This is a genomic window from Ochrobactrum quorumnocens (assembly GCF_002278035.1).
Taxonomy (GTDB): Bacteria; Pseudomonadota; Alphaproteobacteria; order Rhizobiales; family Rhizobiaceae; genus Brucella; species Brucella quorumnocens.
Genome location: NZ_CP022604.1, coordinates 259,401 through 271,483 on the forward strand (window position 1 = coordinate 259,401; position 12,083 = coordinate 271,483).

The following is a 12,083-nucleotide window of genomic DNA, read 5'->3' on the forward strand; positions in this document are numbered from 1 at the left end:
CCGCCGCTTCGGAAGAACAATGTTTAAACGAATTTCCCCGCCGGTACTGCTTCTGCTTCCGGCCTTCATCATTCTCGCGGCGGTGGTCCTGTTTCCCCTCGCGCTTTCGCTTTATTCAAGCTTCACGCCGTTCCGGCTGACGCGTCCAGAAAGCCTGTTCACCTTCATCGGCCTGCGCAACTACCAGCGCATCATGACCGATTGGGTGTTTTGGGCTGCATTCATTCGTACGGTGATTTTCCTTACCATCGCACTCAATCTGGAAATGCTGCTTGGCCTCGGGCTGGCGCTGCTCATCAACAAGGCTACCCATGGTCAGCGCCTTCTGCGCACCTTGATGATGTTCCCGATGATGTTCTCGCCCGTGCTGGTCGGCTTCCAGTTCAAGTTCATGTTCAACGATAATATTGGTCTGGTGAACAATGCGCTTCAGTCGCTCGGTATCACCAGTCAAGCCATTCCATGGCTGATCGATGGCAATCTGGCGCTGTTTGCCATTCTGATGGCAGAAGTCTGGATGTCGACCTCGGTGTTTGCGATTCTTATTCTGGGCGGTCTTTTGTCCATGCCACAGGATCCGGTTGAGGCCGCGCGCGTTGACGGCTGCACGCCATGGCAGACCTTCCGCTATGTTATCTGGCCTTATCTGATGCCGTTTGCGTTCATCGCAATGACCATTCGTTCGCTCGATGTGGCACGCGCCTATGATATTGTGAAGATCATGACCGATGGTGGCCCGGCACGGCGAACCGAGCTTATTTGGACGCTTGTGGGACGCACCGCCTATTCGGATGCACAAATGGGACTGGCAAATGCCATGGCATATGTCGCGATCCTGCTCTCGATCCTCTTCACCGTAATGTTCTTCCGCAAGCTTGCTGCCGCACGCGCGCAAATTGGAGCGGAGTGGTAATCATGGCTCACAAAGTACTCTCCAATAACCAGCATCGTCTGCTGCGTCGCGTCAAGAAAGTCGCCTATCTGGTCGGCCTGTTCCTCGCGATGACCGTTATCTGCCTGCCGGGTCTCTGGATTGTTCTGTCTTCGCTCAGACCGCCAGTTGAAATCATGGCGAAGCCGCCGGTTTGGATTCCGCAGGAAATCACGCTTGATGCCTATTACTCGATGTTTTCAGGCGCAGGTGGGGGCGGTATTCCGGTTTGGGATTATTTCCGCAACTCGCTGATTATCTCGGTCACGTCGACAGTGATTGCGCTCATCGTCGGTGTATCGGGCGGTTATGCTTTCGCGCGCTTCCGCTTCTGGGGCAAGTCGACGACCTTTCTTGGCCTCATGCTGACACGCTCTGTACCGGGTATTGCATTGTCGCTGCCACTTTTCATGCTCTATTCGCGCATTGGTATCATCGATACGCATTTCGGTCTGATCGTAACTTATGTGGCGCTCAACGTGCCTTTCACCATCTGGCTGATCGATGGTTTCTTCCGTCAGGTGCCAAAAGATCTGGCGGAAGCAGCCCAGATCGATGGCTGCACACGCTGGCAAGCATTCTGGCAGGTGGAGTTTCCGCTGGCCGGTCCCGGCATTGCGACCGCAGGCATCTTCGCATTTCTCACCTCATGGAACGAATATGCGCTGGCATCCCAGCTCACTCGTTCGGTGAATTCCAAGACCCTTCCTGTTGGTCTTCTCGATTACACCGCTGAATTCACCATCGACTGGCGTGGCATGTGCGCGCTTGCAGTCGTGATGATTATCCCGGCGCTGACCCTCACATTCATCGTTCAGAAGCATCTTGTTGCTGGTCTGACGTTCGGCGCGGTTAAAGGTTGATATAGTAATGGCTCAGCTTTCCATTAAAAATCTCGTCAAGCGCTACGGCACAATCGAAGTGGTGCATGGCATTAATCTCGAAATCGCCGACAAGGAATTTGTAGCACTTGTTGGACCATCCGGCTGTGGCAAGTCCACGACGCTGCGCATGATTGCGGGTCTTGAGAGCATTTCCGACGGCGCGCTGGAAATCGGCGGCAAGGTGGTCAACGATCTGCCGCCGCGTGACCGCAACATCTCTATGGTGTTCCAGTCCTATGCGCTTTATCCGCATATGTCGGTGCGCGAGAACATGGGTTTCTCGCTCAAAATTGCCAAGCAGCCGCAAGCGGAAATCGACCGTCGCGTCAATGAAGCATCAGCCATTCTTGGTCTTGAAGCATTGATGGAACGCCGCCCGGCACAGCTTTCCGGCGGTCAGCGCCAGCGTGTTGCAATGGGGCGCGCTATCGTGCGTAATCCGGAAGTGTTCCTGTTCGACGAACCGCTTTCCAATCTTGATGCCAAGCTGCGCACGCAGATGCGCACCGAGATCAAGAAGCTTCATGCCAAGGTGCAGTCCACGGTCGTCTACGTAACGCATGATCAGGTCGAGGCCATGACGCTGGCTGATCGTATTGTCATCATGCGCGACGGCCATATCGAGCAGGTCGGCACACCCGATGAAGTGTTCAAGCGTCCGGCAACCCAGTTCGTGGCAGGTTTTATCGGCTCGCCGCCGATGAATATGGCTGAAGCAACGGTGCAAGCGTCAGAGCTGGTTTTTGCCAATGGTGACCGCTTGCCGGTGCCTGCCCAATTCAAGGCTCAGGTCAAGGATGGTGCAAAGGTGACGTTCGGCCTGCGACCGGATGATCTTTTCCCGAAAGGCCATGGCCTTTCGTCGGGTGAGGCCATTCACGAAGGCGGCTTGCGCGTTTCCATCACTGAGCCACTCGGCAATGAAACACTGGTCTTTGCGGAGTTCGCAGGAAAGGAATGGGTGGCGCGCATGCTGAACCCGCGTCACCTGCAACCGGGCGAAACCATTCCGATGCAATTTGATTTGTCGCAGGCGCACCTCTTCGATGCCGCAAGCGGCAAGAGCCTGGCCCAGAATCAGGCCCAGGACCTGGTGGTGTAATCATGGCGCGTATTGAAAAAGTTGAACTGCGGATGGTCGACCTTCAGCCGAAGGTCAAGCGTACCGATGCGATCCAGAGCTTTGTCAGCCAGGAAACGCCTATCGTTACCATCACCGATAGTGATGGTGCGGTCGGCACCGGCTATAGCTATACAATCGGAACCGGCGGCTCGTCGGTGATGCGGCTGCTCAACGATCATCTGGTGCCATTGATCATCGGGGATGATGCGGATTGTATCGAAGCAATCTGGCGCAAGCTCGAATTTGCAACCCATGCCACGACCATCGGCGCGATTACGGCACTTGCGCTGGCTGCCATTGATACGGCCCTTTGGGACTTGCGTGCGAAAAAGCAGAACCTGCCACTGTGGAAACTCGCAGGCGGTGCCAAGGATCGTTGCCCGCTTTATACGACCGAAGGCGGTTGGCTGCATATCGAAAAAGAAGCGCTCGTTGAGGACGCACTGCAAGCCAAGGCCAAGGGCTTCTCCGGCTCCAAGGTGAAAATCGGTAAGCCGCATGGCTCGGAAGATTACGCACGTCTTTCGGCTGTTCGTGCAGCCGTAGGTGACGGCTTTGAAATCATGACTGATTGCAATCAGGGCTTTACGGTCGATGAGGCAATCCGCCGTGCCGAGCGTCTGAAAGAGCTTGATCTGGCGTGGATCGAAGAGCCGCTTCCGGCGGATGATATTGATGGTCATATCCGCCTGACGCGCTCGACCGCGACGCCAATTGCAGTGGGTGAATCGATCTATTCGATCCGCCATTTCCGCGAATATATGCAGAAGGGTGCATGCTCGATCGTGCAGGTCGATGTGGCGCGCATCGGCGGCATCACGCCATGGCTGAAAGTGGCGCATGCGGCAGAAGCTTTTGACATTCCTGTCTGCCCGCATTTCCTGATGGAACTGCATGTCAGCCTCACCTGTGCTGTGCAGAATGGCCGTTATGTGGAATATATCCCGCAGCTCGATGAACTGACCACCAAGGGCATGGAAATCCGTGATGGTCACGCCATCGCGCCGTCCGAGTCGGGCATTGGTATCGAGTGGGATTGGGATGCCGTTCGCAGCCGTTCTGTTGCTGAGTTCACCCGTGAGATCGTGAGCGCGGCATGAGTACACGTATGGGTATGGTTATCGGGCTCAAGCCTGAAAAGATCGCAGAATATAAAAAGCTGCATGCGAGCGTGTGGCCGGAAATTCTGGCACTCATTTCCGAGTGCAATATCACCAATTATACGATCTTTTTGAAAGAGCCTGAGAACCTGCTTTTCGGTACGTGGGAATATGTCGGCCAAGACTTTGAGGCCGACATGAAGAAGATGGCTGATAACCCTAAAAATCAGGAATGGTGGTCGGTTTGCATGCCATGCCAGAAGCCGCTTGAAACCCGTAAAGAGGGCGAGTGGTGGGCCATGATGGAGGAGGTTTTCCACCATGACTGAGACCTTCGATCCCAAAACCTTGCGCCAATGGTCGGCCAAGCCGTCTGAGCCGAAGCCTATCGTGATCTTCGGTGCAGGCAGCATTGTCGGCGACGCGCATCTGCCCGCCTATAAGCAGGGCGGCTTTCCGGTTGCAGGCATTTTCGATCCCAATTTCGAGAAGGCCAAAGCTTTGGCTGACCAGTGGGGCGTCAAGGCTTTTGCAAGTCTTGAAGAAGCGATTGCAGTTGAAGGTGCGATCTTCGATCTGGCGACACCGCCTTCAGCCCATGCTTCGATCCTTGCGCAATTGCCGGAAGGTGCGGCCTGTCTCATTCAGAAGCCGATGGGCAGTGATCTTGCCGCTGCTACGGAAATCCTGAAGGTCTGCCGTGCGCGTAATCTGAAAGCTGCGGTGAATTTTCAGCTGCGTTTCGCGCCAATGATGTTGGCACTTTACGATGCCGTCGATAAGGGCTTGCTTGGCGAAGTGGTGGATTTCGATGCATGGCTGGCGCTTGCGACCCCTTGGGGTCTGTGGCCGTTCCTCAAAGGTCTGCCGCGTATCGAGATCGCCATGCATTCGATCCATTATCTGGATTTCGTGCGCGGTCTGCTCGGCAATCCGCAAGGCGTTCACGCCAAGACTATCGGTCACCCAAACCACGAAGTCGCTCAAACCCGCACTGCTGCAATCCTTGATTACGGCGACCGCGTACGTTGTGCGCTGTCGATCAATCACGATCATGATTTTGGCCGCAAGTTTCAGGCCTGCGAGTTCCGCATTTGTGGAACTGAGGGTGCTGCCTACGTGAAGCTTGGCGTTAATCTCGACTATCCGCGTGGCGAACCGGACGAGCTCTGGATCAAGCCGAAGGGTGGCGACGATTGGGTGCAGGTCGCGCTTGAAGGCGCGTGGTTCCCGGATGCATTTCTCAATCGCATGGCGCAGTTGCAGCGTTTTGCGTGCGGCGAAGATGCAGCACTCATCGGCTCGGTTGAGGATGCCTGGCATACAATGGCACTGGTCGAAGCGGCCTATCAGTCAAGTAGCTCACCCGCTACCCCGCTCGCTGCAAAGCCGGAGTTTTAATCATGTCCGAACAGACGATCTATTTTGAAGATTATGAACTTGGCCATGAGCGCGTAACCTATGGCCGCACCATCACCGAAACGGATTTCGTGGTGCATGCCGGTCATACGGGCGATTTCTTTCCGCACCATATGGATGCGGAATTTGCCAAGACATTGCCAGGTGGTCAGCGCATTGCCCATGGCACGATGATCTTTGCTATCGGCGTTGGATTGACGGCGACGCTTATTAACCCTGTTGCGTTTTCCTTTGGCTATGATCGCCTTCGTTTCGTGCGTCCGGTGCATATCGGCGATACGATCCGCACGCGCGTGACGATCAGTGCCAAGGAAGATGATCCGAAACGGACAAATTTGGGCCGCGTTACGGAGCGGTGCGAAGTGCTTAATCAGCGGGACGAAGTGGTGCTTGCTTGCGACCACATCCTGCTTGTTGAACGAAAGGCATAAAGATGACGATACGATTTGATGGAAAAACCGCACTGGTGACAGCCGCAGCTCAGGGCATTGGCCGTGCAAGTGCGCTGGCTTTTGCGGAAGCTGGCGCAAAGGTCTATGCGACTGACATCAACGAGGGCGCTCTCAAAGAACTCGAAGGTGTCTCTAACATCATCACCCGCAAGCTCAACGTGCTTGATGAGGCGGAAGTGAAGTCACTCGTTGCCGAGATCGGTCAGGTCGATATCCTGTTCAACTGCGCAGGTGTTGTCCATGGCGGTTCGATTTTGGAAATGAAGGACGAAGACCTCGATTTCGCGGTCAATCTCAACATCAAGGCGATGATCCGCACCATCCGTGCCGTGCTGCCGGGTATGCTGGAACGCAAAGACGGCGCAATCGTCAACATGGCGTCGGTTGCTTCCAGCGTGAAGGGTGTGCCGAATCGCTTTGCCTATGGCGTCACCAAAGCTGCCGTCATCGGTCTTACCAAGGCTGTCGCGGCTGATTATGTCGCGAAGGGTATTCGCTGCAATGCGATCTGCCCCGGTACGGTTGAAAGCCCGTCGCTGCAGGATCGTCTGCGCGCGCAAGGTGACTATGAAGAGCAGCGTGCAGCCTTCATCGCCCGTCAGCCGATTGGCCGTATTGGCCAGCCGGAAGAGATCGCGGATCTCGCGGTCTATCTCGCTGGTGCCACCTATACCACGGGTCAGGCTTACAACATCGACGGTGGCTGGACGATCTAGTCCAAGCTGCCAATTCTATCCCCGCAAAGGAGTAAACTCATGAAATTTCTTCGCTATGGCGAAACCGGTCACGAAAAGCCGGGCCTTCTCGATGCTGACGGCAATATCCGCGATCTGTCTGCTCATGTGAGCGATCTGTCGGGTGCCGCTTTGAGCCCTGAAGCGCTTGCCAAGCTCGGTTCGCTCGATGTGAATTCTCTGCCAAAGGTTGACGGCAACCCGCGTCTTGGCCCATGCGTTACCGGCACCGGAAAGTTCATCTGCATCGGTCTCAACTATTCCGACCATGCGGCTGAAACGGGTGCTACTGTGCCGCCAGAGCCGATCATCTTCATGAAGGCAACGTCTGCGATCGTCGGCCCGAATGATGATCTGCTCATTCCGCGCGGTTCTGAAAAGACCGACTGGGAAGTCGAACTCGGCATTGTCATCGGCAAGACCGCAAAATATGTCAGTGAAGACGATGCGCTTGATTATGTTGCCGGTTACTGCACCATCCACGATGTTTCCGAACGCGCCTTCCAGATCGAGCGTCAGGGCCAGTGGACCAAGGGCAAATCCTGCGACACATTCGGCCCGACCGGACCATGGCTGGTGACGAAAGAAGAAATCGCTGATCCTGAAAACCTTGCCATGTGGCTCAAGGTCAATGGGGAGACCATGCAAAACGGTTCGACCAAGACCATGGTCTATGGCGTGCGTCATCTGGTTTCCTATCTCTCGCAGTTCATGTCACTGCAGCCGGGCGACATCATCTCCACCGGCACGCCTCCGGGCGTTGGCATGGGCATGAAGCCACCGCGTTATCTCAAGGCTGGCGATACTGTCGAACTCGGCATTGAAGGCCTCGGCTCGCAGAAGCAGAACGTGCGCGCTGACGTTTAATTTTTTTGAGCATGATTCCCAAAACGCGTTGCTACTTTTGGGGGTCATGTTCGGATCGCGGAATTACAAATGACCAAAATTACTGATCTGCGCGTTTTTGATCTGCGCTTCCCGACTTCGCAAAGTCTGGACGGTTCTGACGCGATGAACCCGGACCCGGACTACTCGGCAGCCTATGTCATCCTAGATACGGATGACGAGGCTCTGAAGGGCCATGGCCTCACCTTTACTATCGGTCGCGGCAATGACATCTGCTGTCAGGCTATTCTTGCGATGCGCCATCTGGTGGTCGGCGTCGATCTCGACGTTGTCCGCTCCGCACCCGGCAAGTTCTGGCGCCATCTGACAAGCGACAGCCAGCTGCGCTGGATCGGCCCTGAAAAAGGTGCGATGCATCTGGCAACCGGTGCTGTCGTCAATGCTTTCTGGGATCTTCTGGCAAAGCAGTCCGGCAAGCCGGTCTGGCGTCTGGTGTCGGAACTCTCAGCAGAGGAAATCGCCGACATCGTCGACTACCGCTATCTAACCGACGTGCTCACCCGCGACGAAGCCGTTGAAATTCTGCGCAAAGCAGAAAGCGGCAAGGCGGAGCGTATCGCGAAGCTCGAAGCGACTGGCTATCCTTGCTACACGACTTCGGCAGGCTGGCTCGGCTACGACGACGATAAGCTGCGCCGTCTTTGTCAGGAAGCCATCGACGAAGGCTTCAATCATGTGAAGATGAAGGTCGGCCGTGATCTTGAAGACGATATTCGTCGTCTTACCATCGCACGTGAAGTCATCGGTCCAGACCGTTATCTGATGATCGACGCCAATCAGGTGTGGGAAGTCGATCAGGCGATTGAGTGGGTCAACAAGCTTGCTTTCTCAAAGCCGTTCTTCATCGAAGAGCCGACCAGCCCGGATGATGTTGCAGGTCATCGCAAGATCCGCGAAGCTATTGGCGACGTGAAGGTAGCGACCGGCGAAATGTGCCAGAACCGCATCATGTTCAAGCAGTTCATCGCAGAAGGCGCCATCGACATCGTTCAGATCGATTCATGCCGCATGGGTGGTCTGAATGAAGTTCTGGCCGTGCTGCTGATTGCTGCCAAGTACAACAAGCCGGTCTGGCCACATGCAGGTGGTGTTGGTCTGTGCGAATATGTGCAGCATCTTTCGATGATCGATTATGTTGCCGTTTCAGGCACTATGGACGGTCGCGTGATCGAATATGTCGATCATCTGCACGAGCACTTCATTGAGCCATGCATCATCAAGGATGCGGCCTATATGCCGCCATCGCTGCCGGGCTTCTCCATCGAAATGAAGCCGCAGTCGATTACGGAATACACCTTCAAGGGTTGATAAAAAAAGCCGCGCTGAAAAAATACAGCGCGGCTTTTGCTTTTAGAGCGCGTTTCGATCTGGTTTTATCAGATAGCCTCTCTAGGCTCCAAACCCAATTAAACATTTGATCAAATTACTTCTTCATGATTCACTCTCCTGATAACGGGAGTTTTGGAGCATGGCAGGAGAATTCTGGCTTGATGATCGGCAATGGGCAGTGATCGCTCCTTTGCTTCCAACGAACCAACCCGGCGCGCATCGAACTGACGACCGCCGGGTGATTAGCGGCATCATCCATGTGCTGCGCACTGGCTGTCGGTGGCAGGATTGCCCCGCTGTCTACGGTCCCTCGACAACCATCTACAATCGTTTCCATCGTTGGTCTGCCAAAGGCATATGGCGGCAACTATTCGAAGCACTGGTGCAGACGACCAATCGCGACATTCACATGATCGACAGCACCACCGCAAAGGCGCACCGATCTGCTGCTGGCGGAAAAGGGGGGCGGAAGCTCAAGCCATCGGTCGATCGCGAGGCGGCAGATCGACAAAAATACATGCTGTTGTCGATGGTTGTGGCCGCCCAGTCGCACTGAGAATAACCCCTGGGCAGCGCGGTGACGCTCCCATTGCCATCCCACTGCTTGAGCCACTGCCGCCAAGCAACCTGTGCGCTGCCGATACGGCTTACGATAGCAACGCGTTACGCGATTTTCTCAAAGCTCGCGGCACTGAACCGGTCATTCCAAATAATCCGACCCGTAAGCGGATCAAACCTTTCAACCCAATTGCCTACCGCCGCCGAAACATCATCGAACGCACCTTTTGCCGCCTCAAGGACTGGAGGAGGGTCGCGACACGATATGACAAGCTCATGCTGAACTTTACAGCCACATGCTATATCGCTGCCATCGTCACATGGTGGCTCAATTGAGTCTGGACCCTAGAGAAAGCGGATCATCAAAGCGCCGGTCAGCAATAACACGGCTCCGGCTACGCGCCCTGCAGTGATTTCGCGTACTGCTACCCCCATGAAACCGATACGATCTGCGGCAAGTCCCGCCACCAATTGCCCGGCGACGGCAAGCCCCATCACGGCCGCAGCACCGATGCGTGGTGTAAGCAATACAGACGTGGTCACATAAATACAGCCAAGCGCACCGCCAGCCACAAACAGCCAGCCAGAAGGCACGTTGAACGCTGGCATCGCGCCTGTTGCTCGTGCGGTTATGGCTGCGATTATGCCAAGAATGACTGCGCCTGACAGAAAGGAAATCGCTGCTGCGGTGACCGGAGAACCAAGTCCGCGCGCGAGCGCCGCATTGATGGGAGCCTGAATGGCGATACAGGCACCCGAAAGAATGCCGAACAAGGTCCAGATCATGGAAAATCCTCGCTTAGATGTGGATCGTAATTGTGTGAAGATAAACGGAGTGCACCGAAACTTTACAGATAACACTCCCAATTATCTGTAGGGGCAATAGGCCAATGTCTCACTGAAAAGTGAAGCCTTATTTCTGTTCGCCGGCCGAGATCAGGTTTTTACCGCGCCGCTTGGCGTCATATAGCAGTGCATCAGCCGCATAGAGAGCTGCCGTAACATCTTTAGGAGCCGCAGTGAAGCTCACAAGGCCCATCGAGAAGCTGACAGGGAAACTTGCGCGGGAAACGGCATCATCCAGAAGAGCCTTGATCTGCTGGGCTTCAGCGAGATCGCTTACTCTTGTACCGCCGAGGCGTAGCACGATGAATTCATCGCCGCCAGGACGTGCGCTGACCTCGTCAGGACGATTGCGCCCGGCCAGCACTTCGCCGATCAACCGCAACAATTCGTCTCCTGCGGTGTGGCCACACTCGTCATTGACCTGCTTGAACCGGTCGACATCGAAGTAAAGCAGCGAAAAGGGTAGGTCGTGATTGCGAAGTGCAAGGATTGCCTTTTCGATTTCCAACTCGATGCCAGTACGATTGGCAATGCCGGTCAATCCATCGACAAGCGCCAATTTACGCGCTTCGCGCATGTAGCGACGCATGCTCAGAATCTCGACAGCAGTGCTGGCGAGACTGATGAGCTTTATCTTTTCCTCAGAAGTGCATTGTCTGACTTTGGTATCCAGAGCACAGATTGCGCCAAGTGTAGAGCCATCGGGCGCGATCAGTGGAGCACCAAGATAAAATCGAATCCCCGGCGCATCTTTCACGAAAGGATTCGTGGCAAAACGATCATCGGAAGTGGCATCTTCTATCAGAAAAGGATCAGTACTCTCGATTGCGCGGGAGCAGAACGTGTTTTCATTGGCTACATCACCGAACACGCAGCCAGCCATGCCGATATGATGCGTCACACGCTCATCGACAAGCGACACCGCTGCCATGGGCACACCAAACGTCGATAGAACCAGATTGCAGAGCGCATCCAGTGTGCGATCTTGCCCCATCTCGATCGTGTTATAGGAAGTGAGAACAGCGAGCCGATGTTTGTCGTGTAGAAGCATGTGCCTCATTAAGCAAATTGGACTGGCGCGATCAACTATCAAATATGCGCGCCAGCCACTTGCTGGGTGGTCATGTCAACGAGCAGTTGTGACCTATAACATCTTCCAACGGAGGGTCGTATTTTCCTGCCATCCATTCTCATGCAAGAGCGGTATATCGCTGGTGAAGCATGGCCAGCCGATACACAGATAATGACTGAAAATCCAATGTTCTGGCACGTTGAACAGGTGCTTCATGGCGAGCGGATCGAGAATGGAAACCATTCCGACACCAAGACCCAGTGAACGGGCCATGAGATTGAGATTCTGGACGGCCATTGCGGTGCTTTGCTCAAGCGTAGCGGCCATTGTCTGTCGCCCAAGGCCGTGGCCTTCAGCGGGGTCTGTTTCGGTGAAAATGGCGAGTTGAACCGGGGCCGTGCGGATCGCCTCGAGCTTCAGTTTTCCGTATTCCTCTGCACGAGCGTAGTCATAGACAGTAGCCGCATCGCAATTTGTTTTTTCGAACAGGTGGTGCACCGCTTCACGCATTTCGGCGCTTTGGACGACATAGATACGCCAGGGGCGCGAATTTCCGACAGATGGTGCGTAGGCCACTGCCTCTTGCAGTTTTTCGAGCACTTCATCGGAAACAGGATCAGACAGGAAATGGCGTACATCCCGCCGCCACTGCAGAATGCGGAAGAGGGCGTCTTGATCGGCAGGGGAAAATTTCATGAGTGCTCCGGATCAAACTCACCGAATATCAGG

At 55.0% G+C, this 12,083-nt stretch carries 13 protein-coding genes and 1 pseudogene; 11 read left to right on the forward strand and 3 right to left on the reverse strand.

Annotated elements, in window-relative coordinates:
• Positions 1–19 precede the first annotated feature (19 nt).
• The 11 genes and pseudogenes from CES85_RS10645 to CES85_RS10695 form a co-directional block, all read left to right on the forward strand.
• Positions 20–913: a carbohydrate ABC transporter permease gene (locus CES85_RS10645; RefSeq protein ID WP_095445972.1), complete on the forward strand. Its 894-nt coding sequence runs from the start codon at positions 20–22 to the stop codon at positions 911–913.
• 2 nt (positions 914–915) lie between these two features.
• Complete coding sequence (locus CES85_RS10650; protein ID WP_095445973.1) at positions 916–1,794, forward strand: carbohydrate ABC transporter permease; 879 nt, start codon at positions 916–918, stop codon at positions 1,792–1,794.
• Between the two features lie 7 nt (positions 1,795–1,801).
• Positions 1,802–2,917 carry an ABC transporter ATP-binding protein gene (locus CES85_RS10655; protein ID WP_095445974.1) on the forward strand — a complete coding sequence of 372 codons (1,116 nt, stop codon included), beginning with the start codon at positions 1,802–1,804 and terminating at the stop codon, positions 2,915–2,917.
• A gap of 2 nt (positions 2,918–2,919) precedes the next feature.
• Positions 2,920–4,038 carry a mandelate racemase/muconate lactonizing enzyme family protein gene (locus tag CES85_RS10660; protein WP_095445975.1) on the forward strand — a complete coding sequence of 373 codons (1,119 nt, stop codon included), beginning with the start codon at positions 2,920–2,922 and terminating at the stop codon, positions 4,036–4,038.
• Positions 4,035–4,367 (forward strand): L-rhamnose mutarotase, encoded by a 333-nt coding sequence (locus CES85_RS10665; protein WP_095445976.1) that lies wholly within the window; start codon positions 4,035–4,037, stop codon positions 4,365–4,367. The genes CES85_RS10660 and CES85_RS10665 overlap by 4 nt, the downstream gene beginning before the upstream one ends.
• A complete protein-coding gene (locus tag CES85_RS10670; RefSeq protein WP_095445977.1) occupies positions 4,360–5,439 on the forward strand; it encodes a Gfo/Idh/MocA family protein in 1,080 nt (359 codons plus the stop codon). Before CES85_RS10665 ends, CES85_RS10670 begins: the two co-directional genes overlap by 8 nt.
• A gap of 2 nt (positions 5,440–5,441) precedes the next feature.
• Positions 5,442–5,888, forward strand: coding sequence for a MaoC/PaaZ C-terminal domain-containing protein (locus tag CES85_RS10675; protein ID WP_095445978.1), 447 nt, complete (start codon positions 5,442–5,444; stop codon positions 5,886–5,888).
• Positions 5,889–5,890: 2 nt separating this feature from the next.
• Entirely contained in the window at positions 5,891–6,625 is a 735-nt protein-coding gene (locus tag CES85_RS10680) for an SDR family oxidoreductase (RefSeq protein ID WP_095445979.1), read from the forward strand.
• 39 nt (positions 6,626–6,664) lie between these two features.
• Positions 6,665–7,510, forward strand: coding sequence for a fumarylacetoacetate hydrolase family protein (locus CES85_RS10685; RefSeq protein ID WP_095445980.1), 846 nt, complete (start codon positions 6,665–6,667; stop codon positions 7,508–7,510).
• A 69-nt stretch (positions 7,511–7,579) separates the two neighbouring features.
• A complete protein-coding gene (locus CES85_RS10690) occupies positions 7,580–8,857 on the forward strand; it encodes an L-fuconate dehydratase (RefSeq protein ID WP_095445981.1) in 1,278 nt (425 codons plus the stop codon).
• Positions 8,858–9,017: 160 nt separating this feature from the next.
• Positions 9,018–9,703 (forward strand): annotated as a pseudogene (locus CES85_RS10695) (IS5 family transposase); the annotation flags it as partial.
• A 78-nt stretch (positions 9,704–9,781) separates the two neighbouring features.
• Here CES85_RS10695 and CES85_RS10700 read toward each other — a convergent pair.
• The 3 genes from CES85_RS10700 to bluB all read right to left on the reverse strand — a co-directional run bounded on the left by CES85_RS10700 (position 9,782) and on the right by bluB (position 12,050).
• Positions 9,782–10,222: a DMT family transporter gene (locus CES85_RS10700; protein ID WP_095445982.1), complete on the reverse strand. Its 441-nt coding sequence runs from the start codon at positions 10,220–10,222 to the stop codon at positions 9,782–9,784.
• Between the two features lie 127 nt (positions 10,223–10,349).
• Positions 10,350–11,333, reverse strand: a complete 984-nt coding sequence (locus CES85_RS10705; protein WP_167388289.1) for a sensor domain-containing diguanylate cyclase — start codon at positions 11,331–11,333, stop codon at positions 10,350–10,352.
• Between the two features lie 93 nt (positions 11,334–11,426).
• Positions 11,427–12,050: a 5,6-dimethylbenzimidazole synthase gene (gene bluB, locus CES85_RS10710; RefSeq protein WP_095445984.1), complete on the reverse strand. Its 624-nt coding sequence runs from the start codon at positions 12,048–12,050 to the stop codon at positions 11,427–11,429.
• Positions 12,051–12,083 lie beyond the last annotated feature (33 nt).